A 24260-nucleotide genomic window follows, 5' to 3' on the forward strand; every position below is an offset into this window, starting at 1 on the left:
ACTTATTGACATCGAGGCTCGAATCGCGGTTTGTTGGATACGACCTGCATTGGAGGATGGAGGTAGGTCTCGCTGGCGCGCCATGCGGGACGACGATGATTTTATGGGAGGACAACATGAGAAATTTACTCAAGCTTGCCGCATCGGCGACTGCACTCACACTGGCTGCCGCATCTGCGCAAGCGGCCGGTGAGACCGTCTGCCTGATCACCAAGACTGACACCAATCCATTTTTTGTAAAAATGAAGGAGGGTGCGACCGCGAAGGCGGAAGAGCTTGGCATGACCCTGAAGGCTTTTGCTGGCAAAATCGATGGCGACCACGAAACTCAGGTCCAGGCGATTGAAACCTGCATCCTCGATGGCGCCAAGGGAATTCTGCTGACAGCGTCTGACACAAGTTCGATTGTCCCCGCGGTTCAGCAGGCTCGGGACGCTGGTGTTCTTGTGATCGCATTGGATACGCCGCTCAGCCCGATTGACTCGGCGGACGCGACATTTGCGACAGATAACTACAAGGCAGGTCTGCTGATCGGGCAATGGGCGAAGGCCAAAATGGGTGATGCGGCAGCGGACGCCAAAATCGCGACGCTTGATCTGAATGTCAGCCAGCCGACCGTGGACGTTCTGCGCAATCAGGGCTTCCTCGACGGGTTCGGAGTGGAATTGGCGGATCCAAATGTTATCGGCGATGAAACAGATGCACGGCTGGTCGGCAGCGACGTGACCGACGGAAACGAAGAAGGTGGACGCCGGGCCATGGAAAACCTTCTGGCCAAGGATTCAACGATCAACGTGGTTCACACGATCAATGAACCGGCGGCCGCGGGTGCCTATGAGGCTCTGAAATCCATCGGGCGTGAAAACGACGTGTTGATCGTTTCGGTCGATGGCGGCTGCCCCGGCGTACAAAACGTTGAGGCCGGAGTAATCGGTGCCACAAGCCAGCAATACCCCCTGCTGATGGCGTCGCTTGGTGTTGAGGCCGTGAAGAAATGGGCCGACGAGGGCGTGAAGCCAGAAAACACACCCGGTAAAGACTTCTACGATACCGGCGTTGCGCTGATTACCGATCAGCCCGTAGATGGTGTGGAATCGATTTCGGTCGCTGAAGGCTTGGAGCTCTGCTGGGGCTAAGCGCAGGCCTGTTGGATGAGGCGCGCCGAAGCGCCTCATCATTCCTTTCACCAGCAAACCGAAACTTCCTGTACACTAATCTCGTGGGCGGCATAACGCCCACGAAAAGGGGGAGATATGTCCGAAGCAAACCAAAGCGCCCAGGGATTTGAATCCGCAGCCAGCAAAACAGAAACTGTTGCGACTTTTGAGGATCATCGCCACGGCGTTCTGGGGAAGTTGCAGCATCTTCTGCATGTTAACCCGTCCTTTGTGCCGCTAATCGTCCTGGTCGGTGCGATTTTGATTTTCGGACTGCTTTTGGGCTCAAAGTTCTTCTCGCCCTTCGCGATGACCCTGATCCTTCAGCAGGTGCAGATCGTCGGCATCGTGGCCGCAGCGCAAAGCCTGGTCATTCTGACCGCTGGCATCGATCTCAGCGTTGGCGCGATCATGGTGTTTTCTTCTGTCATCATGGGGCAGTTTTCCTTCCGATACGGCATTCCGGTGCCAATTGCCGTTATGTGCGGACTGGCCGCCGGAACCATGATCGGAGCGCTCAATGGCTGGCTTGTCAGTCGCGTCAAGCTTCCCCCCTTCATCGTCACACTTGGAATGTGGCAGATCGTTCTGGCCACGAACTTCCTCTATTCCGCGAACGAAACCATTCGCAGCCAGGACATCGAGGCAAACGCCCCCTTCCTTCAGTTCTTCGGCACCAAGTTCAGCATCGGTGGAGCAACATTCACCGTTGGCGTCATATTCATGCTCGTGCTGATCTTTGTGTTGGCCTACGCGCTCAAACACACGGCCTGGGGCCGACATGTCTACGCAGTGGGGGACGATCCAGAAGCCGCAGAACTGTCAGGGGTCAATGTCCACAGAACATTGATGTCGGTCTACATGTTGTCCGGTCTGATCTGTGCTTTCGCTGGCTGGGCTCTGATCGGGCGTATCGGATCGGTCTCGCCGACATCCGGGCAATTGGCCAACATCGAAAGCATCACCGCGGTTGTGATCGGGGGTATCTCGCTTTTCGGGGGGCGCGGTTCAATTCTGGGATCCCTGTTTGGTGCCCTGATCGTCGGCGTCTTCACGCTTGGCCTCAGGCTACTGGGAGCGGACGCACAGTGGACCTTCCTGCTTATCGGACTTCTCATCATCGCGGCGGTCGCGGTTGACCAGTGGATCAGAAAGGTATCGGGCTGATGTCAGACACAACTCCAGTCGTGCAGGGCCGCGGGATCGTAAAACGTTATGGCCATGTAACCGCCATCGACCATTCCGATTTTGAACTGCGTCAGGGCGAAATCCTAGCGGTCATCGGGGATAACGGCGCGGGCAAATCATCCATCGTCAAAGCAATCTGCGGCGCCACGATCCCGGATGAGGGCGAGATCCTGATTGAGGGGAAGAAGGTCAACTTCACCTCTCCGATTGACGCAAGGAACATGGGGATCGAGATCGTCTATCAGCAGCTTGCGATGTCCCCTGCCCTTTCGATTGCGGATAACATGTTCATGGGCCGCGAGATCCGCAAACAGGGCTTCATGGGAAAATACTTGCGTCAGCTCGACCGGCCAGCCATGGAGAAGTTCGCGCGTGACAAGCTGACCGAGCTTGGTTTGATGACCGTTCAATCGATCAATCAGGCAATCGAAACCCTGTCCGGAGGCCAGCGCCAGGGCGTGGCCGTTGCCCGTGCCGCTGCGTTTGCGACCAAGTTCATCATCATGGACGAACCAACAGCCGCACTGGGCGTGAAAGAAAGCCGCAAGGTGCTTGAACTCATCCAGGATGTTCGGGCGCGAGGCATTCCGATCATCCTGATCAGCCACAACATGCCCCATGTCTTCGAAGTCGCCGATCGTATTCACGTACACAGGTTGGGCAAACGGCTCTGCACAATCGATCCCAAGGACTACACGATGTCCGACGCTGTGGCTTTCATGACCGGCGCCAAGGAACCCCCGAAAGAGGACGCCGCGTGATCGAGCAGGACGTAAAACACGTTTGCGACCTGATCGCCGCCCGACGGCAGGCCGGTGTCCGGATGATTGTCGCAATCGCCGGCCCCCCTGCATCCGGAAAATCGACCCTGGCGGAGGCCGTCGTTCAATCGCTCAACACTGATCAGGGCTTGGGGGTTCCACAGGCAACGCTGGTGCCCATGGACGGCTATCATCTGGACAATCGCGTCTTGGAAGCACGGGACCTACTGGCCAAGAAAGGTGCCCCGGAAACCTTCGATGCGGTTGGGTTCTGTAAGGCGATCAAGGGCCTGCAGTCTGCGCAGCATGAAGTCTTTCACCCAAAGTTCGACAGACAGATGGATCTGGCGATTGCAAACGCGATTTCCGTTCATCCAGAAACTCCGATTGTCGTCGTTGAGGGGAACTACCTTCTGATGGACAGTGATCCCTGGAATGCATTGGCGGAGGTCTTTGCCCTGACGGTGTTTGTCAGCCCGACATTGGAAGAACTCGAAAGCAGGCTGCAACAACGGTGGATCAAACACGGCCTCGACCCCGTAACGGCACTGCAACGCGCAACAGGGAACGACCTGCCCAACGCCGAACTGGTTCTTGGAAAAAGTCGAAAGGCCGATCTGGTCCTAAATCAGAACTACACCGAATTCGGCGTGCGCTACGCATTCTGAACCGGTGCGATGAGTAGTTGTGCCATCCGGTGATATCACTCGCAAGAAAGCGCGCGGCTTCTCAGGAGGCATCGATTTAGTGCGTTTCCTTTTGCGTCAATCGCCTCCATCGACCAACTGTCTCCAACCTCTCTGGTCAACATCAGGAAGCCGAAATCACTGTTGTTGACCACGAGACTTGCCAGGCTTCCGGCGACTTCAACATTGGTCAAAGCACCTGTTGGCATTGGATCCAGCTGTGTCCCGCCGTTGCCGCTTATCCCCTGCACCGGCCCATCTGCCAAATCGATTGCCTGAAACGCATGAATATGGCCAGACAGGACAAGGTTCAATGGTTCTGGCATGGCCTCGCCAAACGCCGCGCGCTGTGTGTCGTCGCCATCAATCAGCTCACCGAAGGCACGAATGTTTACCCAAAGTGGGCGATGAGTGAGAAACCAGGTTTCGCCACTGATGTTTGCAAACATATCCCCGGCCATTCGACCATATTCGGGCAACAGATCGGGGCTGCTTTTTGGGGCAGGACCGGCGGACGAGTCGAATGCGATCAGATCAAACCCGTCGACAGAGGCTACCCAGGGTTCAGTCACAGCCGGACAATCATCCGGAACGAGACCAGGTGCAAAATACCGGAACCACCCTTTGTCGCCGCGCCCGCAACTTTCATGATTGCCTCTGACAAATATGAAGGGGGCAAGAGCGAACAGGGTTTCGGCCGGGTCCAACCAATCTGCAGACCAGGCCCGGAAATTGTCACCAAAAGGGGAACCACCGCACTTTTCCGGGTCTGGGCACTCACTTGACCGGTACAGGTAATCGCCAACGTGGATGATCAGATCCGGTGATCTGGATGCAATTTCTGCCGCGATCGATTCCAATGGCCAGGCAACCGGGTCATTGCAGGCCTGAGCCCTGCCGCCCCGAATGCGGCAGCCGGTATCTCCAATCACGACAATCCGCTGGACGCTTGGATTTAGAATTGGCAGCGCGTTTCCCTCAAGCATTATCTGTTGCGCCCTTTTTGGCGCGCGATGCTCGCAGACGATTTCCGGAAACTGGCTGTCTGGTATCGCCCTTTTGTTCATGGCGACCAAATGGCCATCGACTTGCAAGTTGGGGCAGTCAGGCGATGTAGAGGTTGCGCGTACAACAACTTCGTCATCGGGCCCAAGCTGGACCCAACGGTGCACTACATCAGCGACAGAAGACGCAGCGCCGAAACAAAACAAACACCATACCCAGAAAACGAGTGAACCGATCCTGACCAACACGCGGGCACCTCTTTCGAAGAATGTCACAAATCTACGATCGACCTTTCGAAAGTCCAGTGAATTGAAATCCGGTTGATGCTGGCCGGAAGGAGCAGCTGCAAAGCGGTATTAGGGTTGGTGACCAAGTCCAATAGCTGTCAACGAAGAGTTTTATCCTAATCAGGACAACTGATCTAAAGAATTGGATGACTGCCGTGTCCGCGAAGCGGGCTCTCACAATGCTTCGGTTGATGGTCGCAATGACCCCGGAATGGACTATTGGCAATGCGCCTTTTCCGAAACTTGGAAATAACTCACTGTGCGCGTCAGGATTCAATTGGCGCATAGCTTCCGTCCTCGCGATGAACCTCCCTCCCGGTGAGGGGCGGGTTGAAGACGCAGACGAGACGGAGGTCACCGTCCAGAGCTTGTACCAGGTGTCTGTCGTTTTGATCCAAAGCGTATAGCGTGAAAGGTTCCAGCGGGTACCATGTCGTTTGGTCAAATCGCCTGATCTGACCTCTGCCTTCGATGCAGTAGCAGGCTTCCAGGTGATGGGTGTATTCAAGCTCGAGAAACGCATCCTTTTCGATGATTGTATCGGTCATCGAAAATCCCATGCCGTCGGACGCGAGCAACAGCCGTCTGCTGTTCCATCCCGGGGCGGTAACATCCCGCTCTGTCCCAACAATACCTTCGAGCGATCTTACGATCATGCCTTTACCTTCCCAAAGTCATCGAACCGCACGGTTCATCCCTCCATCCGACAGGATGTTCTGCCCGTTAATATAACGCGCTCCTTCCGAGGCAAGGAAGACACAGGCTTGGCCGATCTCGGCGAATGTTGCCGGGCGTTGCGCGGGGATGGACCGTCTTGCCAGATCGGACAGATTCACGTTCTCGCAAAAACCAGGCATCAGGTTGTTCATGTTGATGTTGTGGCGGGCAAACCGATCTCCGAACAGCTTGGCGAAACTATGCAGCGCACCGCGCAGCATGCTCATCGGGTAGGGCGCGCGCGGTTCAACCGTGTTCATGGACGAGATGTTCACGAATGAACCGCCGCCTTGTTCAATCATGATCGGGGTCACGATGCGTGCCAGTTTGACCACGTTCAGAACATACATGTCGAGACTTTCGTGCCACAACTCATCCGGCAATTCCAGCAACGGCCCGTCGAAGTCCGGATCAAAGCCAACCGTCTTGATCGCTTCCGGTACGCCGCCACCATGGCCCATGTTACTGACGACGGCATCGATCCTTCCGTACTTGTCGAGTGTGGCGTCCACCATTGCTTGCAGATCATCGGTGTCGAGGACCGAACCCTGGCGTCCAATCCCGCCCAATTCCTCTGCCAAGGCTTTGGATCGCGTCGATGGGGACATCAGCGAGACCTTGTAGCCCGCTTTCGCCATCTCGACGGCGCACCCTTTTCCAATGCCCTGGCCAGTTCCGGTCATCAGGGCCACTCTGACACCAGTCATCTCACTTTCTACGCTATGATTATTCCGCCTTATCCTGACTAAGATATGCGGAATCTAGCCTATAATAAAACGACTTTACGACACATAGATGTGAGATAAAATCACAGTCATGACGATCATCAGACATCTTCGAGCATTACAAGCCTTCGACGCAGCCGCATCACGCTTGAACATCAGCAAAGCAGCCGATGACCTTGGCGTGACGCATGGCGCGGTAAGCCGCCAGATCAAGCAACTTGAGCAATACCTGGATGTTAGGTTGCTGCGAAGACTGCCGGGTGGTGTCGAACTCACTGATGCAGGGTCACGTCTGCATCTGGCGACACAGGACTCATTCGCAACGTTGCAACAAGGGATTGGAGCGATTAAGCGCGCGAAAACACGGCGCTCGCTCACGGTATCGCTTTCGTCTTCCCTGGCGATCAAATGGCTTGTGCCGAGGCTTCCGGAGTTCCGCAAGCGCCACCCCGGCATCTCCATTCGTCTGGATACCGATGATCAAATCATCGATTTCTTTGACAGCGAGGTCGATGTGGCCCTGCGGTACGGCGGCTATCCGTCGAGTGGGCTTTACTGCGAGCGCCTTTGGAAGGAACGCCTCGTCGTTGTTGCCGCGCCTTCCTTGGTGGCGGAAGGTCCGGTTGCCGCTGACACCATAATTCAGCTTCCACTTTTGCATGATCAGTTTCATCCACACTGGGACAAATGGGCGACACAGGCCGGAATACGCCACCCGGATGTTCAAGCGAAAAGTTCGGCTTTCCCAAATTCGGCCGTTTTGATTGCAGCTGCCATCGATGGGCAAGGTGCCATCCTTGTGCGCCAGATTCTGGTCGCTGACGATCTGGCGGCAGGACGGCTGGTCTACCTCAGTGATGTCAGCGTTGAAGACGAGAACGCCCTGTGCTTCGTTTGCCGGGACGGCGACCAACGGTCTCCGCCCGTCAGTACGCTACGCTCGTGGCTCACTGAGATCGGCTCGCCGCCGTGGCCAAAAAACTAAGTGGACCGGGTATTCTGAGTGGCAGCCGAAATTTCATCACCAAGACTTCTCGCACCAAGCTTTCGCGCCGCAGCCGCAAGGCGTTTTCTAAAGGATGCTGGCTTTGTTGATAACAACCAAACGCGGCTAATACTTTCGCGGGACGAGCGACAGAAACTCTGCAACGCGAATGATCACTTAAAAAGCAAATATCGGATCGGTCGATCCGCTCCGGATCGCCGGACCTCGTCCCGGGTCTGGTCGAACGTATCTTGGTCCGGCAAGTGAGGGACGGCGTGCAGATCAAGTGGGGGCGGATCGACAGTGACAATAATCTGGCTGGAAATGAACAAATCCGTCCTGAAGTGGCTCGTTTGGCGCAGAGTTCCCTACGAGAGGCTGCGAACACGCATTCGGTTTTGCCGATATGTCAGAATTTGACAGAACTCTCCCTCGATGCTTACCTGTCAGCGACATAGCGGAATGAGTTTAAATCTATTGTCTTTTCAATGTGCTGAGACGTCACAAGCAGTGCCGGCTCGAGCAGTGTAGAAGCCCAGGGGTTTGATGATGGAATTGATCACTGAACAACTACGCGCCTTTCCGATAATGGCGCTTTTTTTGTGTCTGGGTCTGGGCTACGGAGTCGGGAAATTCCGGGTCGGCAAGTTTGAGCTGGGCGGTATCGCGGGCACTTTGCTTGTGGCCGTATTTGTCGGTCAGATTGGCGGCATAAACCTGAGCGCGGATGTCCAGAACGTCTTTTTTTCATTGTTTATCTTCATGGTGGGCTACAACGGAGGCCCTCAGTTTTTCGCAGCATTGAACCGGACGGCGCTGACCAAACTATTGGCCGCCTTTATGATGACCTTGTGGGGATTGTTCTTTGTTGTCGTCGTGGCCAGACTGGCGGGGTTGGATAAAGGACTGGCTGCGGGTCTGGCGGCTGGCGGTCTGACACAATCGGCCATTATCGGAACCGCAGGAAACGCTATCGATCTGCTGGGTCTTGCCTCGGATGAAGCCGAAAAGCTAAAGACGAACATCGCTGTGGGTTACTCGGTTACCTATATCTTCGGCTCAATCGGCCCAATTCTGGCCGTCAGTGTCATCCCGATCATTATGCGCGTTGATCTGCGACAAGAAGCTATCAAGCTGGCTCAGAAACTCAGCGGTGGTGGTCACAAGCTGGAAGAAGGCGAGTTCCTTCCGATGAACCGCTTTGAAGCTCGGGCATACCAGGTGAACGCCGATGCGGCCATAGTTGGAAAACCGGTTAAGGACATTGAGAGCGGTTACCAGGGCGACCTCGTGGTCGAACGGTTGCTGCAAAACGGTGCTCCCGTCGATCCAACGCCGCAGACGTCGGTCAATGCCGGGGACGTCATCGTCGTCTCAGGCCTTGTCGCAACTCTCACTCAATTCGAAGGCACTGTCAGTAGTGAAATCGGTGAGTATCCGCCGGAACTGACAGTTGTGGAAGAGCGTCGCAACGTTGTGGTCACCAACCGCAAACTGACCGGTAGAACCCTTGCCGAACTGCGCGCGGCGCTTACAGCGGATCAGCGGCGCGGTGTCCATATCTCGAAAATCACCCGAATGGGCCATGACATACCGGTTCTGCAAAATACCGAAATCCATGCGGGCGACGAGATCAGTATCGTCGGCCACAAGGACGATCTGAATCGGGTTTCGAAGCTTGCGGGCTATGTGCCTCCGTCGGCCTCGGTCACGAATTTCGTGGCGTTGGGGATCGGTGTGGCGATCGGTTATCTGATCGGCGAGATCAGCTTTAACATCGCAGGTACCAAAGTGGCACTGGGCTCGGGGCTAGGATGCCTCGTAACGGGGCTGATCATCGGCTATTTGCGCATCAGACGACCCAAGATTGGCGGCATTAATCGGGGTGCGGCGAATTTCCTTCAAAGTTTCGGATTGGCCGTTTTTGTGGGTGTCGTCGGCCTGAATGCCGGGCAACCTGCGCTGCAAGCGATTCAGGAATACGGCATCACCCTCCTGCTTCTGGGAATCCTGGTGACGCTGATGCCGATGATCGTACAGTTCCCGATCAACTATTTTGTCCTGCGCATCAAGAACCCGGTCGAGGCCTGCGCCGTTGTAACCGGTTCACGTTCGGGAAATCCGGGTTTTGCAACGCTGCTGGAAAAGACGGGCAATGCGACCCCAACGCCCGCCTTTACAATGACCTACGCCGTGGCAAACATCTTCCTGACCCTCTGGGGACCGCTGGTCGTGGCATTTGTTCCTTAGGCTGTCCCATAGGAACACTGCCCCAAGCCCAGCGGCCCATAGGTGATGGCTAGGCTGCAAAGTATCGTCAGGCAGGGAGATGGCCAAAGCTTTGCCCGCTCAGCTTCTTGCGCCCGCACCTAGCCGTGCAACGGCAACCCTTTCGACGCGCGGTAAGCTTGCACATAGCCAACGGCCACAGCCCGGACCGCGCGACCAATCTGCCGATACGCGCTGTCGTCCAGGTTGGCAAAGGACACCCGCGCCGACCAGTTGGGGGCATCAAAACCCGATCCGTTCAGCAGAACAATCCCGTGATCCTGTGCCAGCTTGAAGGAAATATCTAGGGGGTGGACGTTGTCTTTGATCCAGGCAACCACCTCTTCGCCCACGTATTTCCGAAGCCAGAATTCGAAATCGATGATGCCGTAGTATTTGTCGAACAACGGGTTGTCGGGCACTTCAATGCCCAAGCCTTCGACCAACTCATCAAAGCGGTGTTTCAGGATACCCCAGCAGAATTTCTGATAGCCTTTCTGTTCATCCATCAGTTCGACCAGCGAGAACAGTGTCATCATCACCTGCTGTGGCAATGACAGCCCCGCTGTGTGGTTCAGCGCCACATCGCGGCTGTCGGCCACAATGCGGTCGATAAACTTGAAGGACGAAGGATCCGGGGTCAGCGTCTCATACCGCGCGTTGACCACGGCCTTTGTCTCGGCCGGCGCCTCGGCAATCATCCTGTCGAAGATGTTGTTTTCGGCCACCAGGATTGCGCCAAGACGCCAACCGGTGCAGCCGAAGTACTTTGAAAAGGAATAGACCCCGATCGTGTTCTCGGGCAGATGCCCCATCACCGACTGGAAGTTCGGAACGAAAGTACCATAAACGTCGTCCGTTAGGATGATCAGATCCGGACGACGGGTTTTGACGAATTCGACCAACCGGGCCATGACCTCGGAACTGATCGCGACCGAAGACGGGTTGCCCGGATTGACCAGAAACAGAGCCTTGACCTTCGGATCGGCCAGTTGCTCGAGGTCGTCATCGGTCAGTTGAAAGTGATCTTTCTCGGCCGAGGATACATCCACGACATTCAGCCCATAGTCCTCGAGCACTGGCATTTCCAGATAAGGCGTGAATATCGGCGTGCCCAATGCGATGGTGTCACCAGCATTCAGCAGACGCTGGTTCTTGAGCGCCTTGAAGATGTAGCACATCGCAGCCGTGCCGCCCTCGACCGCGTATATGTCGAATTTCACATCGGGCCGGTGACCGGCGCACATCGCCCACATCACGTATTCATGGACGATCGCCTCGTTATGCTGCATACACCGATCAGGCATCGGGTAGTGGTCACCGACAATGCCGTCGGTCAATTCCAATACAAAATCGTCAGGGGCAAAGCCGAACTTTTCAATCGCGAAGTCCACCACATCAACCAGAGTGTCAGCACCAGGAGGGCCATTCTTATCTATCGAATCCGCACAATACGTCTTAAGCCGGTCATAGCATCCATCCCCCTGCGGCATTCCGGCCAAACCGACCTGCTGTTCATTGCGATGGCGCTGCGCTTCGGTCATCGCGAATTGACCCAGAAGAAAAAACGCCTCGCGTGCCTGTGTTGCGATCCAGTTGGGGTTGCCACGTCCCGCATTCAGATAGGGAAGAGCCATCTGGCGCGACTCTTTCTGTGCCAGCTTGATGAGTTCGTCTTTGATTTGGAAAGGACTTAGATTTTCGTACTTATGCAGGTCCAGCGTTTCTGGCATGGCATCAAACCCTTTGTTTATAAAGTCGGAAATATTCGACCGGATCGTACGCAATGAACTGTGCCTGTGTAAACAATACTGTGAGGAGCACTACTGAAGAACACGTTGACGGCGATGATTGGTCTGGCTCGGAACGATCAATGCTGCCCTTTGGCGGCTTGTTCTTTAGAAGTAGCTGCGGGAGTAGGATTTGAGCCTCTGACCTTCAGGTTATGGCCCTGACGAGGTGACGACGTTAAGCGATTGATCCAGTGGATCAATTGTAGTCTGAACGGGCTGATCTGGGATTTTCCGACGCTGGTTGCGGGAGCAGGATTTGGCCTTTGCCGAACAACTGAAATATTGAAAGTGCCCCGTCAAACCAGTTGCCAAAGTTGGCAAAAGCAATCTGATCAGAAAAACCTTGCGTAAAGTGGAAGTTAAAATGGCTCAGGACTTGTTGTTGCCCGTCGGCTAGCACGATTCACGTCAGAAATTACAAGCCGTGGCGATGCTTGAGTTTTGTTTGATCGAAGAGAAAATTGCTCGCTCGAACCCTAAAACCCGAGATTCCATTGCAAGCGTCAAGTTGATGATCAACGTGTATGGAGCGGTATTATCTGCATCAATCACAATGGATTTAGGTTAAGGGGCGCACCTACGAAATATGAGGCACACATGACACAGTGAAACCGTTGGAAGCGATGACGCGAGTAGAGCCTCTTTGCCGATATGATTTGATACCAAGTGCGAGTTACGGACAGTGATGAACGACACAAAGGGGCTTATTTTAGTGTTGTTATAAGTTTTTTTTGGCTGGGTCCGTGCCAGCTGGCAATTGTTATAATCTCATGGCACCGATAGATACGCTTTTTCCAAGAAAAAGATGTTAGTTGTGCTACGTCCTACATCGCAAAGTCTTGGGGTTTCTTAGCGCTGAATGTCTGTGAAAACCCACTTCACAACTGGCGTTCAATTGGCAGCCAACCGGAAATCTTGGCGATCAGTTTGCGCCAAAACCCAGCTGATGGCTCTTTCGATATCGGCGCGTTCGTTTCAGTATTCGCATATACCCATTGGAGCTTTCCTGAGTCGTTGAGCGTTACCGAATAAGAGTGTAGTGGTAATGCCGCATCCAATTGCGCTTTGATCTGCTTCGCCAGACTAGAGCTGCGCACCAACATTGCGATTTCAGAGTTCTGTCGGATGGACCTAGGGTCGACATTTGCAGAACCCACAAAAACATAAACGTCATCAATCAAGGCGATTTTGGTGTGTAGGGTCAAAGGCGTTTCGACGCCTTCCTTCGAAGGCGGTACGCTGGCGCGTACCTCAATAAAGTTAACTCCGGCGCGCAACAGTCGCTTACGATAGCGCGCATAATGACCATGAGTGTACGGATGATTGGTCGAGGCAAGAGAGTTAGTCACGACCGAAACGTCAATTCCTTTTCTGACCAGTTGCTCAAAATACGCCGCACCGTAGTCTTCTGGAATAAAGTACGGCGTAACAACAATTACGCTTTTTTTAGCGCGTCCGAGACTATTAAAAAATGCGTTTCCTACAGCAAATGGTCCGGTGCCAGCAGGAGTGCGAAGCTTCTCAATGTCATCCACCACGATATTTGCGCGGCCATAGTAAACAGGAACTTGACCACTCTCGAGCCATCTTATGTAATCAGATGCCAGGGCTCGGTCGTAAATCGCGACTTCCTCGTCGAGAGCGCGCTTTTGAAACTGTTCATACGCCTCGCTCAAAGGAACAATGTCGCCATCGTCTATGGCGTCAAAAGGCAGGGACCAAGCATCATTCCAATACGCATCAAAGGTGTTTGACAAGACATGAACAGGCTTTCCGGCCACAAAGAGATCGAAGTCGGCAAAGTCGTAATTTGTTCCAATACTAAAGTATTCATCAGCAATGTTTCTGCCGCCTAAAATTGCATAGCTGCCGTCTGTGATCGTGACTTTGTTGTGCATGCGGCGATTCACTCGGGTAAAATCCAACAGGAAATTGACAGCCACACTGCTATTTCGGGATAGCGGGTTGAAAACGCGAATTTCCACGTTCGGGTGGGCATTCAGTGTCGCGATCTGATCATCACGTGCCGTCGTGAAAACGTCGTCGAACAACAGCCTGATTTTCACGCCTCGCTCTGCTGCGGAATACAGGGCGAGCCACATCAGCGAACCGGCCAAGTCCGGTTTGATCAGAAACGTCTGTATGTCAATTGAACTTTCCGCCGTTTCGATCATTCTCAGTCGCGCCCCGAGCGCGTCATTGCCGTCGAACAAGGGCAGCATTGCCAATAGTTGGCCATCGTGACCTGTAAGGTCAGACACTACACGTCCGGCACGAGTCCCATCGGCGGGGATAGCCCGTGAGCTTTCCTTAGGAGAGTCAAATGGCACGTGGGTGCAGCCGTTAATGAACAGAAGAAAACCACATACCAAAATAAGCTTTTCAATGGTCCTCATTGGCTCTCCGGTTCGGCAAAAGCTGATCCCGTCGCCCGTCCAATATGAATATGCCATTCTTCGAACGCAACTGAACTCTAAGTCCAGCACCCTAGGTTCTTTAAGCTAATCAACTGATTAAGGATAAGGTAAGAAATCGGCTTGTCAATCGCCACACCGGCAGTGTGCCGGGCAATAAGCCTGGGTTCCGTAATCTTTACAGGCATCCTATTCTGAACAGTTTTTTGCTTTCAAGTTGGCATGCCACGCTGTTACCTGGTCTATGAAGTCGCTCTGATCGCATTTGCTTTTCAGACCCAAGTATTTGCTAAAGCTTCGAAATTCCTCGACTGCGTATAGGATTTACACTATTTTTCTAATATCAGATTTTCGCATACACTATCGGACGTCTTCGATTGTTATATTTGCTCATGTTTGCCAGAGTGAAGCGCTCCCTTCGGATAGTTTTGTCCATATCTCTGCTGTTTGGCATTCTTGCCGCATGCGAGCGCGACCGACCAAAACCAACAAGTGAATTGACCCCTCAAGCACTGCTTGCAGCCGCCGAAAATCGTAAAGGAATTGATCCCACCAAATACAAAGGCGACATCGAACTCCTTCTATCTAGCAAGGTGCCCATAGGCGAGGAATCGTTTGATATTGTGTTTTTCGCAGGTTTGAGCCCGGCGACAGAAACCCGTTTGCGGGCGAACGTCGTGGCGGACTTGAGGGCGATCCAAGCACGATTCCCAGAGCTAGCATCGGGGGTCTATGATGATAGTTGCTCACGAGAAGTATCAGTTAATATTTTAGAAACAGAGGCGATTGAAGATCACGTCGAATTGCGTGGAACTTTGTTTGTACGATTCTTTTCCTGCGATCAGAACTCCCCGGGCCAAGAGCGGGGCAATCCTTGGTTGACACAAGAAATTGATGCAAAGGCAAAAGTGGAAGCCTTCGTCGAAGACCAATGTGTAAGGTTTTCCGTGGTTGAGCTTGAACTCGACCCGCGTGGGTTTACTGGGGTTGTCGCAAGATTATTCGGTGTCATTGAGACTGCGCGCGCCGAAATCATCAAACAGGCAGAGATCTATTTTGACGGCAACCCAATCTGCCTAACAGTCCCGAAGGAATTGGAGCCGGTATCACCGCAGGCCACACTCGTCAAAGCGCTCGAAATTGGCGAAGGCGGCATCGGCGCCGAAATTCAGGGATTGATCGATACAGACGCGACGACACTTGTCAAACTGCTCAACGTGATGGAATTGAGCGACATTATCGAGGGGCAACAATGAGGCACGTGTGTTTTACGATGTTTCTGATCGGCGGCTTCGGTCTCACATCCCCTTCAACAGCACAAGTTGCCGAATTCGACATAAAGGACACTCTGGTCGTCGGCACAACGGAAATTGATTACGGTCTCAATGTCATTATGACTGCGGTTTCGCCAACACGAGTTGGCATTGAAGCCGTGCTTGACTTTAGTGATTTGCAAGCTCGTTTACCGGACATGTTTGCTGACGAACCAATTTCAGACACATGTGGAACCCGTACCGATCTCAGTGAGTTTGTTGTTGAGGCACAAGGTGAAATTATCTCTCTAAGAGGAAAACTGGATACTCAGTTCTTTGAATGCACCAAGACAAACGAAAACGTCTTTGTACGCGGTAAACCGATGGACAGATGGATTTTCGACTTTTCAGCTTCAGCTACGGCCCGGTTTAGCGAAAAGTGCGTAACCTACGAAATAATAGACGCAGCCGTTCAACCCCTTGAGCATTTGCGGGATATTGAGAGCTTCGTTGAAGATGTCGAAGCGCTGCGTTCCATCCTGCTGGAAGTCGCTGGACGCTTTTTGAGCGAACGGCCGTTTTGCCCTGCATTTCCTGAAGAATTTGAACCTTTGGACCCAGTTTATGAAACCGGCGGACCACGTGAAATAGGAGATGGTGGACTGGGCGCTTTCCTAAGAGGATCAATCGACACCAGCACCGCAACAATCATCGGAATACTACGCGTATTACAAGAGGAAGAAGTAATACCGGGCCCTCCGTGAGTTTTTTAAGCCAAGTAGACGCCTTCAAACTGCCTAAACAAAAATTGAGTAAGTCCGCTCTATCATCCAGTATGTTGCGATTGTTCCAATACCATATACGAGGATCAATTGAGCGCTTGTCTCCCATCGTTGTGCAGCTGGTATTTGCAAGAACGCCCATCCTACGACCAATGCTGCAGCAACAAAGATTAACTGACCAAGCTCGACGCCAACGTTGAAGAAAAGAAGCGCAATCGGAATCTCAGATGGCGGCAGTCCGATTTCGGCCAAGGCTCCAGCAAATCCGAGCCCATGCAATAGTCCAAACGCAAATGCCACAACCCAAGGCGCTCTTGCCGCCAAAGAAAAACGACCGCGGGACTTCCAGACGATCTCGGACGCCAGGAAAACGATCGAAAGTGCAATTGCCGCCTCTACAGGTGCAGACGGTAGCGAAACAAATCCCAGCGTGGCCAAACCCAGTGTTATCGAATGAGCTACTGTAAACGCAGTTATTGTTTTGATCAGCATCCACCAGCCTTCTACAAGAAACAGCAAAGCCAGCACGAACAGCAAGTGATCCAAACCCTCCAAAATGTGTTCAATTCCCAGAACGGTGTAGCGCTTAGCCGCGCGTGATGCAGATCCCGAACCAGCCAGCCATTCGACCAGGTTGACTTCGATAGTCGTCCCCTCTCGTTTAACCAAACGCGTGACAGGTTCCTGACCAAACCAACGAACCGTCAACAGAGCCCCTTCGCGGTTCCACGGAAGCACCAGGTGATCTTCGGATGTCATGGGGGTGGCACAGGTGAAGGTAAATGTGACCGAATAAGATCCCCTTTCACCATTCGGGCTCCCCCCAAACTCACACTGCTCAGGCAAATCAGGTGACAATATCGCAGCAGACAATCTACTAGGTACTTTTGAGACTAGTCTGTATTCGCCGGGAGCCGTTTCAATCAGTTCCGCGCGATCCAAGCCGAGTGTATGCGCATGAGAACCGATCCCTTGTAGCGCTATTAGCGTCGCAGTCCACGCAGAGATGAGGAATAACCTAATCAACGTCTTTGGCCTTTTGCAGCGGCGCTATCTCGATCTTGTAGTCGCCTTCTACGGATTCCAGTTCTTTCTCCATCAACTCACGGGATTTGTCCGTCATCCACCGGGTGGCAACCCAATCTTGAGCCTGCTCAAACTCAGGCAACTGAGCGGGGTTTTCCTTGAGAACCCTGAGGAAGTGAATCGTCCCAGTCTGGGATGGGAACGGTCCTTGCCAATCGTCGTTCTTGTCAATGGCCGCCAAAACCTCTTTTGCCGTTTCGCCGCCGAACGCCTGCACAAGGCGTTTCTGGTCCATGTATCTCAGTGTATTTCCAAAGGTGATGTCGACGTCACTGAGGGATGTGGGATCTGCGCCTTCGTTCAACTCTTCCAGAAGGTTAGGTGGAACTTCGCTGATCGAATTAAACATCACATGTTCAAGGTCATAACTGGGAGGGCTCAGAAACTTCTCTTGGTTGCTGTCAAAGTATTCTTTGAGTTCCGCTTCTGTCGGCTCTGGCAAGTCTCCGGCAATGAAAAACCGCATGTTTTGAAGAAGTAATGCACGAATACGGGATCCGTCAGAAAAACCTCGCTTCACTGCCTCTCGGACCAGGATCTCTTCCTCAACGAAGTTTCTGACTAGGTCCTGTTTTTCTGCTTCACTTAGCGGGCGCAAAAGCAATTCCGACTCTTGGTCGAAAAGGTATTCCTGCGTCACTGCATCCACCACGATCAGATCTCGATGGTCCTTTGCAAAAAGCGCCTGCGCGATGAACAAAAGTGCTGCGAGGACGAGAAACTGAAACAACGGCTCTCTGACGAGATGAAAGAGAAATGAGTGCGGCGTACCACTGTCGTTACCGGCAGGTCTTCCCGAGGGATGGTCTGAAGTACTGATGGACATTTCTGAACCTATGTTACCGCACCGAAAAAAGACGCCCCAATTCAAGGCGCCTTTTCCGAAAAAGGCAACTCTTTGGAATGCAACGCATCATTCGCCCAGTTCATTACCTTACTTGCTGTTATCCTCGAGCATTGCAGGATGAACATAGTTTGGATCAGTGATACCCTCTTTGCGAGCGGCCATCGCGGCCAGGGTATGTCGCTGCAAACGGCTTATAACGTTGCCTGTGGAGCGACGGCGGTCGTCCAAAAGCGGAGAATACTCAACCCAATCGATCAACAGTATCTCGTTTTGAAGAGCCAGCTTTCGAAGAATCTGCATGAATTGTAGCGTGGTAAAGCCACCTATTTCAGGGTTTGATACACCCGGCGCCAACGAGCCGTCCAGAACATCCATATCGATTGAGATATACAGCCGGCGTCCTTCGAGTTCTGAGATCAGTTCGTCGACAGTTGCATCAAATCCATTTTTTTCAAACTTCGGCATGAAGTAGTAGTTGGTCTGATTGTTGAACATCCAGTCCATTCTCTCGACGCTCTCGTACGCACCGCGAAGGCCGATGTGGAAAATCTGATCTCCGGTGGTCCACCCTTGCTCGTGCGCGAAACGGAGGGCTGCACCCCCATGGGTGAACATTCCAAGTCGCCCATCAGGCGGTGCAAGGTCGGTATGGGCGTCAAAATGGACTGTTGTAAAACTCTGCGGACCGTAGTGATCAATCAGCGCCATTAGTGACGCGACCTGGGTGCCATGGTCTCCGCCTATTACGAAGGGTATCGCACCGCCATCGAGGATTTCCTTAAACACACCAGCCTGATCCGCAAAGTTCTGCATCATTAAAGATGGGTGGGCGTTGGCGTTTCCATAGTCCACAACGTTCAGGATATCGAAGTACTGGTTGTTGAACCACATATCATGCCCCGACTGGGCAAAATCATAGTTGTGGTTTACGCGCATATAATTCGCTGCCCAGCCGTTGCCGTCAGCTGGATTAAACTGGCTCGGCGCCCCAACAATAGCCACGTCAACCTCTCCGGCAATCAGATCTTCAGTTGTCAAAGCGATCGGCAAACCGAAATACGTGGGAAATGCGTGCTTGGTCGGCACGACGTAGTAGCGCTGTAAATCAATTGGACCGGGTTCCCGCGGAGGGTTATCACCTACCATATCCTTGCGCAGATAGTATTTGTTCCAGCCAGGATCGAGGATTTGAACATTTGGATTGCTTGGATCTCTCCACGGCTGCATCGAAGATGGGAACCCATCAACTAAAGGATCAGCGGAAAAATCTGGTGCGGGATTGTCTTGTGCGTATCCCACTCCAGCTAGTGTTGCTGCGAGCAGAGCGGACCATTTGAACAATACTGGTAAGCGACGCGCCACTTTCTAATCCTCTCATTTTAAGACCAAATTTAACTTGACTACGGAGAGGATATTTTCTCAGGCTATTGATGACTGTGCAAAAAGTGCAAGTAGCACACATCTTTGCAATCGCCCGGCATGAGTTACGTGATCGGGTATTGGCATTCGACCTGTATACCCATCCCCGAGACTTTGGGTTTGTTGATAGAGGGGTAACTGCTTTGGCATTCGATCGTTTTTCAATTGATCTCGCAGATGAGGATACACTGGAAAACTTCTATCTTGAGCAAACCAATACAGACACCCGCTTTATGCAATTCACTTCTGGCCCCGCGATCCTGAGCGCCCGTAGCATCGATTTTGGCGACATCAGGCTCCTGCAAGTATCAGGGGAAGGCAAACATCTCTGGACCGACACTATGTTGGCGCGTGAGTGGCGATTTGCGATCATGCTTTCAGCAAATGGCAGCCCTCGGATAGGCCAGTCTGGCATTTCTAACACCACCGCCCATCTACTGAGGCCAGGTGAAACGGCGGAGTTGTTCACAAACGGCAGATACAAAACTCTGGAGATTACGTTCACGGAAGAACTTCCCAAAAAGCTCGGGTGGAATTGCCGTGGTGGTCAAATTACTGATGTGCCTGAAGACGTCGCAAGAAGCCTGGCGTCGATTGCGCAGGAAGGCTTTTCTGCGGCTCTCAATGACGACTCTGGAGATTGGTGTTTTAGCTCTCTCGCGGACACTCGGTCTAAACTCATCGATGCTTTAGAAGTTGCCCTTCAACCTTGGGCGTCACCCAAACACCATGACAGTGATGTTCTGTCGCGTGGAGCACGGGCTGATTTGCTCCGCGATGCCCGTAGACTACTGCAGGACAAAGACAACAACCTACGTGTCAGTGTTGGCGCTTTGGCTGAAGAAATTGGCGTGTCCAGGCGCAGTATTTTTCAAGCTTTCCAAAAAGCTTATGGGATTGGACCGAGGAGATTCCGAGAAGTCGTACGTTTGAACGGTCTTCGCGCAAGCTTGTATCGTAGCGAGCCGGACAACTCGTCTGTGACCCATCTAGCGAACGATCATGGCTTTTCAGAATTGGGGCGTATGGCAGGCAAATACCGGTCATTGTTCGGAGAACTTCCAAGCGAAACGCTTAAGCGACCTAGGCAGAGCTGGTTAAACTAGGAGCGCAACGTCTGGCTCGGGCTCTCTCCAAACTGTCGACGATACTTTCCGGCCATGCGCCCAAGATCCCCAAACCCAAGTTCGGTTGCCAGTTCAGTAACTGTATTTCCTTCAGGGCCGGTATTTTTCAACCGGGTTCGCAATTCTGCGAGGCGTCGTATTTCTATGTACCGCCTTGGCGTAATACCTAGCGACTGACGTAGCGAATAGAACAACGTGCGCCTCCCAACGCCCAATTCCCTTGAAATGGAGCTTAAGCCTGGCAACCCATCGCCAAACTCTACAAGAAGGCGATCAAAGTTCTTCAATACCGAATATCGCTTCGTGCATTCATTAAGTTCCGAACTCGAATTGGTACCTTTAGGTAACCAAGGGCACAACGCCCGCTCCAGAGCATCTAAAACCATCCCACGCACTTCTGCCATTAGTTCAGGCCTCAAATATTCACCGTTGGACACAGTGATCTTTCTTGCTTGGCGACACACAGTCTCGAGTTGTTGCAATCGCGTTCCTCGGATGCGTGCCAAAGGTGCTCCTGAAAAAGTCCAGCCAAGACTGTCTGCAATTTCTTTGGATACACCTATTTCCAGTGTTTCAACCGGCCCCAGAAACACATAGTCCATTTCCTGGCCGGGGCGAAACAGCATCGCGTCTTTAGGGCCAAGTTCGTGACCAAGCGATCTGACGCCGTCTTTTGCGTTCAGCACTATCCCAAAATGCACTCGACCATCGTCAGACATCTGGTCTTGCCACCTGCAATGAGCAATCCCCGAAGCCCAAAGCAGAGTGACGCCGTCTAGATCCACAACCTTGTATTCAAGTTTTGCAGGGCCTGCTGAGAATTGAGTATAGCCAGGCATCATCCCAGTTGCTTGGAACAGAAACTCCGAAATATCTTCGGCTTCATGCAGAAGAATACGCTGTATACCCATGCAGTTAATCTGTACGCGCGGCACTGTGTTCGGCAAGGGTTAATTCCGCAAAGATAGATTCCAAATGCACTAATTACGTAGCACCCTTGCTACCTGTCCGCCAAAATCACACGCAATCCAATGACAGAACCGGACTTCTTTGAATTTGAAAGGAAAGAGGATGAATTACTGCAAGTTGTTGTCCACAGCCGTGTTCACCGCGGTACTTGGAGCCATTCCTTTTGAAACTTCAGCGCAAATGCTCAAGGACATTGCTGCAGCTTCGCCAAATGAAAACATCGGTCCGATGCCTCACCAGATCCCTGACGACCCGACAAAGATGAATATCAAACAGGACAAGTCTACGGACATCTGGCGAGCAGAACGTGAACCATCCGGACGTCCTGCAGGACCAATGGACGTACAACGATACCAGCTGCAAATGGAACCTGTGGGTATCCAAACGTTCTTTAAGCTGCCCGTTGCTCTTGCACCCGAAGACTTACAGGCCGGCGAAATCGATGTTGCGATATTCGGCGCACCAACTGGAGCGCTTCCGCACTCCGCAGGCAATATGTGGGCGCCGGCCGAGGTGCGAACTACACGCGACTATGGCGGCTACGGTGACCCCAAATTCCCTTTAAGCTGGGTTGAATACGAGACCCTTCTCGCTCCATTCACAATCTTAAATGCGGTTGACTACGGCGATGCCGGACTAAATGCGTACAATCAATCTGCGACTTTAGAGGAAATACGTCGTATGACACGGGAGATTGCTTCCGTCGGCGCAATTCCCTTCATCGTTGGTGGGGACCACTCGGTTCCCAACGGCACTTTCCGCGGTATCGTTGATGTCTACGGAAAGAACAACGTTGCTTTCGTGCATTTTGATGTCCATCTCGACCGAGACGCTGGCATGGGCAAGTTTGGTGCCTATTACCATTCAGGCAGTTTTATGAATCGCGCTGTTCAGGAAGGTATGGTCGAAGGGCGCCATGTCATTCAGTATGGCATGTCTACACCGGTCTTTGGTCCAGAGGAGTGGGATCAGGTGGCCTCTGAAGGCGGGAAGGTTTATCACATCCACGAGATCAGGAGAGACGGCGTCGAAGAGACTTTTGAAAAAATATACAAAGACTTAGAAGACATAGATCTTGTTTACGTTTCCTTCGACATTGACACCTTTGACATGAGCTATGCACCCGGAACAGGCTCCTCATCGCCCATCGGTTCGCATCCCGAAGACCTTTTCCCCATGTTGCGCCAATTTGCGGCAACAAAAACCATCGTCGGCGTTGATTTCGTTGAGTTCAACCCCTTCTACGATAACCGCGGCCAACAAACCGCGCGGCTTGTTCGGCGAACCATGTTTCAGTTTCTAACCGGCATTGCGATGAAAAAAGACGGGATCGAACCGGACTATATTCACCCGCGCATCTCCGGAGAACCGTAAGAACAGTCTGGTTCTGGCGATCAGCGGTGCGCATTGCCCGAAAAGGCCTAGGGATCCCTTCAAAAAGAATGGTGGCGCGGCAATGCGCCAGAGCCAAGTGGCGACTGATAGTTAATGCCCGTTTTTTGCAAAACGACTCATCGCTTTTCTCTTGCTAAATTGAGCTCGCTGCGGAGGATTTTCTGCGTTTCGTGCATCAGGACCAATGTATGACAAGTTTACCAAAACTCACATCGGCGGATTCAGACGCCCCTGCTAAAGCCCACCCTAGTGCAATTTCTGAGTTACATCAGAATGTAGTTTTGAGTCCATCGGCTGAATCGGACAAGTTACCTATCGGAACAGATCTTCTAAACTTCGCTGGAACTGGCAACAAAAAAGCACCTGTCTATCCGCCAAAATTCTCAACCTGTATCACAGGACTACGTGCTGCTGAGGGGTATCGCGCCAGACCTTCAGAAACTGGACATAAAGGCTTGGCTCCTTCAAATATGGAAGAAGCAAGTCAAGCCAGTGGAAGCAACTAGAATGTCGGCTACGGCAATGAGTTTCGAAAGCTCCGCCCTGCGAGTTGGCATGGTGGGCAACCTTGCAATGGGTTTCGCTGGTGTCGTAGCTTCAGTTCTGTCGAACTCACAAGCGCTTCTTGTTGATGGGCTTTTCTCTCTTGTTGGCTTTTTTGCTGCTATTATAGCTGTTCGCGTAGGTAAACAGTCATTTGCGCAACCCGATGATGCAAGACCGCTTGGCTATGCTGCCGATGAAGCAGTTTTTACCACGTTCAGGTCCTTGTCCCTTCTGGGCCTCGTCGCATTCGCTCTCATTAATGCTGTTGCCAAAATTGCGGCATATATCGGTGGTACTGTACCTGCGCCCGTGAAGTACGAGGTCGTTGGTGTTTACACGGTTGCCATTTGTCTGATCTGCGTCGGGCTTTGGCTAAATCACCTACGCTGTTGGAAAAAAACAGGAAAAAATAGCGACATACTGAAGCTCGAAGCCCGGGCAGCGGCCTTTGACGGTGTTATCACCGGGACTGCTGGCTTGGGCTTCGGGCTTGTTTATCTTTTTCAATCTGGCCCATTGGCGTTCATTGCACCGGTCGGGGACTCAATCATTGTTATCGGTTTGTGCCTCATCGCATCGGGCACATACTGGTCCGACTTCAAAAGCAGTTTGGGTGAGCTTGTGGGTGCCTCGGCCGGAGCAGAGATCGTCGAAAGTGCGCGTGCAATTGCTGAAGAACACTTCGCCTCAGAAGATATCGCGTTGGTTGACGTTGTTGTTTTGAAAGCGGGCCGCACCTACTCGGTCATTGTGTTTGTGAACCCGCGAGACACGATCTCAGGGAAGCAGGCTGACAATTTATCTGCTTCATTGAACGCGAAACTGAGTACGCAATTCGCACGAACCGAAG

At 52.7% G+C, this 24260-nt stretch carries 21 protein-coding genes; 12 read left to right on the forward strand and 9 right to left on the reverse strand.

The window, feature by feature from the left end; translation table 11 throughout:
- Positions 1–116: 116 nt before the first annotated feature.
- The 4 genes from ACR0MI_RS12525 to ACR0MI_RS12540 all read left to right on the forward strand — a co-directional run bounded on the left by ACR0MI_RS12525 (position 117) and on the right by ACR0MI_RS12540 (position 3774).
- The gene (locus ACR0MI_RS12525; RefSeq protein WP_170615751.1) at positions 117–1136 is read left to right on the forward strand and encodes a sugar ABC transporter substrate-binding protein; all 1020 of its coding nucleotides are present in this window, start codon (positions 117–119) and stop codon (positions 1134–1136) included.
- A gap of 117 nt (positions 1137–1253) precedes the next feature.
- Positions 1254–2324, forward strand: coding sequence for an ABC transporter permease (locus ACR0MI_RS12530; protein ID WP_170615753.1), 1071 nt, complete (start codon positions 1254–1256; stop codon positions 2322–2324).
- Positions 2324–3106 (forward strand): ATP-binding cassette domain-containing protein, encoded by a 783-nt coding sequence (locus tag ACR0MI_RS12535; RefSeq protein ID WP_170615755.1) that lies wholly within the window; start codon positions 2324–2326, stop codon positions 3104–3106. Before ACR0MI_RS12530 ends, ACR0MI_RS12535 begins: the two co-directional genes overlap by 1 nt.
- Positions 3103–3774 carry a nucleoside triphosphate hydrolase gene (locus ACR0MI_RS12540; RefSeq protein ID WP_480536844.1) on the forward strand — a complete coding sequence of 224 codons (672 nt, stop codon included), beginning with the start codon at positions 3103–3105 and terminating at the stop codon, positions 3772–3774. Before ACR0MI_RS12535 ends, ACR0MI_RS12540 begins: the two co-directional genes overlap by 4 nt.
- 35 nt (positions 3775–3809) lie before the next feature.
- Here ACR0MI_RS12540 and ACR0MI_RS12545 read toward each other — a convergent pair whose 3' ends face one another.
- The 3 genes from ACR0MI_RS12545 to ACR0MI_RS12555 all read right to left on the reverse strand — a co-directional run bounded on the left by ACR0MI_RS12545 (position 3810) and on the right by ACR0MI_RS12555 (position 6508).
- Positions 3810–4859 (reverse strand): metallophosphoesterase, encoded by a 1050-nt coding sequence (locus ACR0MI_RS12545; protein WP_170817156.1) that lies wholly within the window; start codon positions 4857–4859, stop codon positions 3810–3812.
- Positions 4860–5350: 491 nt separating this feature from the next.
- The gene (locus ACR0MI_RS12550; protein ID WP_170615759.1) at positions 5351–5740 is read right to left on the reverse strand and encodes an ectoine synthase; all 390 of its coding nucleotides are present in this window, start codon (positions 5738–5740) and stop codon (positions 5351–5353) included.
- Positions 5741–5758: 18 nt separating this feature from the next.
- Positions 5759–6508, reverse strand: a complete 750-nt coding sequence (locus tag ACR0MI_RS12555) for an SDR family oxidoreductase (RefSeq protein ID WP_170615761.1) — start codon at positions 6506–6508, stop codon at positions 5759–5761.
- Between the two features lie 109 nt (positions 6509–6617).
- On the opposite strand from ACR0MI_RS12555, the gene ACR0MI_RS12560 reads away from it, so the two are divergent.
- Complete coding sequence (locus tag ACR0MI_RS12560; RefSeq protein WP_170615763.1) at positions 6618–7511, forward strand: LysR substrate-binding domain-containing protein; 894 nt, start codon at positions 6618–6620, stop codon at positions 7509–7511.
- A gap of 549 nt (positions 7512–8060) precedes the next feature.
- On the forward strand, positions 8061–9761 hold the full coding sequence (aspT, locus tag ACR0MI_RS12565; RefSeq protein WP_170817157.1) for an aspartate-alanine antiporter: 1701 nt from the start codon (positions 8061–8063) through the stop codon (positions 9759–9761).
- 119 nt (positions 9762–9880) lie between these two features.
- Here the strand turns inward: aspT and ACR0MI_RS12570 are convergent, their stop codons facing one another.
- Together ACR0MI_RS12570 and ACR0MI_RS12575 are read right to left on the reverse strand one after the other, a co-directional pair.
- Positions 9881–11512 (reverse strand): bifunctional aspartate transaminase/aspartate 4-decarboxylase, encoded by a 1632-nt coding sequence (locus tag ACR0MI_RS12570; RefSeq protein ID WP_170619568.1) that lies wholly within the window; start codon positions 11510–11512, stop codon positions 9881–9883.
- Positions 11513–12450: 938 nt separating this feature from the next.
- Entirely contained in the window at positions 12451–13968 is a 1518-nt protein-coding gene (locus tag ACR0MI_RS12575; RefSeq protein ID WP_480527421.1) for a phospholipase D family protein, read from the reverse strand.
- A gap of 446 nt (positions 13969–14414) precedes the next feature.
- Between ACR0MI_RS12575 and ACR0MI_RS12580 the strand changes: the two genes are divergently transcribed.
- A complete protein-coding gene (locus tag ACR0MI_RS12580) occupies positions 14415–15242 on the forward strand; it encodes a hypothetical protein (RefSeq protein ID WP_480441638.1) in 828 nt (275 codons plus the stop codon).
- A 17-nt stretch (positions 15243–15259) separates the two neighbouring features.
- A complete protein-coding gene (locus tag ACR0MI_RS12585) occupies positions 15260–16003 on the forward strand; it encodes a hypothetical protein (protein WP_480854503.1) in 744 nt (247 codons plus the stop codon).
- 33 nt (positions 16004–16036) lie between these two features.
- On the opposite strand, the gene ACR0MI_RS12590 is transcribed toward ACR0MI_RS12585, so the two are convergent.
- The 3 genes from ACR0MI_RS12590 to ACR0MI_RS12600 form a co-directional block, all read right to left on the reverse strand.
- Positions 16037–16780: a HupE/UreJ family protein gene (locus ACR0MI_RS12590; RefSeq protein WP_480441634.1), complete on the reverse strand. Its 744-nt coding sequence runs from the start codon at positions 16778–16780 to the stop codon at positions 16037–16039.
- 259 nt (positions 16781–17039) lie between these two features.
- Positions 17040–17933: a peptidyl-prolyl cis-trans isomerase gene (locus tag ACR0MI_RS12595; protein ID WP_480441632.1), complete on the reverse strand. Its 894-nt coding sequence runs from the start codon at positions 17931–17933 to the stop codon at positions 17040–17042.
- A 108-nt stretch (positions 17934–18041) separates the two neighbouring features.
- Positions 18042–19316: an arginase family protein gene (locus ACR0MI_RS12600; RefSeq protein WP_480441630.1), complete on the reverse strand. Its 1275-nt coding sequence runs from the start codon at positions 19314–19316 to the stop codon at positions 18042–18044.
- Positions 19317–19384: 68 nt separating this feature from the next.
- Between ACR0MI_RS12600 and ACR0MI_RS12605 the strand changes: the two genes are divergently transcribed.
- The gene (locus ACR0MI_RS12605; RefSeq protein ID WP_480441628.1) at positions 19385–20479 is read left to right on the forward strand and encodes a helix-turn-helix domain-containing protein; all 1095 of its coding nucleotides are present in this window, start codon (positions 19385–19387) and stop codon (positions 20477–20479) included.
- Here the strand turns inward: ACR0MI_RS12605 and ACR0MI_RS12610 are convergent.
- A complete protein-coding gene (locus ACR0MI_RS12610) occupies positions 20476–21411 on the reverse strand; it encodes a helix-turn-helix domain-containing protein (RefSeq protein WP_480441626.1) in 936 nt (311 codons plus the stop codon). The two genes, ACR0MI_RS12605 and ACR0MI_RS12610, sit on opposite strands and share 4 nt — an antisense overlap.
- 160 nt (positions 21412–21571) lie before the next feature.
- Here ACR0MI_RS12610 and ACR0MI_RS12615 point away from each other — a divergent pair, with 160 nt between their 5' ends.
- The 3 genes from ACR0MI_RS12615 to ACR0MI_RS12625 form a co-directional block, all read left to right on the forward strand.
- Positions 21572–22843, forward strand: coding sequence for an arginase family protein (locus ACR0MI_RS12615; RefSeq protein ID WP_480441624.1), 1272 nt, complete (start codon positions 21572–21574; stop codon positions 22841–22843).
- 209 nt (positions 22844–23052) lie between these two features.
- The gene (locus tag ACR0MI_RS12620; protein ID WP_480441622.1) at positions 23053–23370 is read left to right on the forward strand and encodes a hypothetical protein; all 318 of its coding nucleotides are present in this window, start codon (positions 23053–23055) and stop codon (positions 23368–23370) included.
- Between the two features lies 1 nt (position 23371).
- On the forward strand, positions 23372–24260 hold an 889-nt coding region (locus tag ACR0MI_RS12625), incomplete at its 3' end, for a cation efflux transmembrane domain-containing protein (RefSeq protein WP_480441620.1).

The sequence above is a fragment of the Ruegeria sp. D4 genome (genome assembly GCF_056534475.1).

Bases quoted from the DNA above. Each gene is read 5' to 3' on its own strand.
- ACR0MI_RS12525 (WP_170615751.1), top strand. From the start codon at position 117: ATGAGAAATTTACTCAAGCTTGCCGCATCGGCGACTGCACTCACACTG.
- ACR0MI_RS12530 (WP_170615753.1), top strand. From the start codon at position 1,254: ATGTCCGAAGCAAACCAAAGCGCCCAGGGATTTGAATCCGCAGCCAGC.
- ACR0MI_RS12535 (WP_170615755.1), top strand. From the start codon at position 2,324: ATGTCAGACACAACTCCAGTCGTGCAGGGCCGCGGGATCGTAAAACGT.
- ACR0MI_RS12545 (WP_170817156.1), bottom strand. From the start codon at position 4,859: ATGAACAAAAGGGCGATACCAGACAGCCAGTTTCCGGAAATCGTCTGC.
- ACR0MI_RS12550 (WP_170615759.1), bottom strand. From the start codon at position 5,740: ATGATCGTAAGATCGCTCGAAGGTATTGTTGGGACAGAGCGGGATGTT.
- ACR0MI_RS12555 (WP_170615761.1), bottom strand. From the start codon at position 6,508: ATGACTGGTGTCAGAGTGGCCCTGATGACCGGAACTGGCCAGGGCATT.
- ACR0MI_RS12560 (WP_170615763.1), top strand. From the start codon at position 6,618: ATGACGATCATCAGACATCTTCGAGCATTACAAGCCTTCGACGCAGCC.
- aspT (WP_170817157.1), top strand. From the start codon at position 8,061: ATGGAATTGATCACTGAACAACTACGCGCCTTTCCGATAATGGCGCTT.
- ACR0MI_RS12570 (WP_170619568.1), bottom strand. From the start codon at position 11,512: ATGCCAGAAACGCTGGACCTGCATAAGTACGAAAATCTAAGTCCTTTC.
- ACR0MI_RS12575 (WP_480527421.1), bottom strand. From the start codon at position 13,968: ATGAGGACCATTGAAAAGCTTATTTTGGTATGTGGTTTTCTTCTGTTC.
- ACR0MI_RS12585 (WP_480854503.1), top strand. From the start codon at position 15,260: ATGTTTCTGATCGGCGGCTTCGGTCTCACATCCCCTTCAACAGCACAA.
- ACR0MI_RS12590 (WP_480441634.1), bottom strand. From the start codon at position 16,780: ATGACATCCGAAGATCACCTGGTGCTTCCGTGGAACCGCGAAGGGGCT.
- ACR0MI_RS12595 (WP_480441632.1), bottom strand. From the start codon at position 17,933: ATGTCCATCAGTACTTCAGACCATCCCTCGGGAAGACCTGCCGGTAAC.
- ACR0MI_RS12605 (WP_480441628.1), top strand. From the start codon at position 19,385: ATGACTGTGCAAAAAGTGCAAGTAGCACACATCTTTGCAATCGCCCGG.
- ACR0MI_RS12610 (WP_480441626.1), bottom strand. From the start codon at position 21,411: ATGGGTATACAGCGTATTCTTCTGCATGAAGCCGAAGATATTTCGGAG.
- ACR0MI_RS12615 (WP_480441624.1), top strand. From the start codon at position 21,572: ATGAATTACTGCAAGTTGTTGTCCACAGCCGTGTTCACCGCGGTACTT.
- ACR0MI_RS12620 (WP_480441622.1), top strand. From the start codon at position 23,053: ATGACAAGTTTACCAAAACTCACATCGGCGGATTCAGACGCCCCTGCT.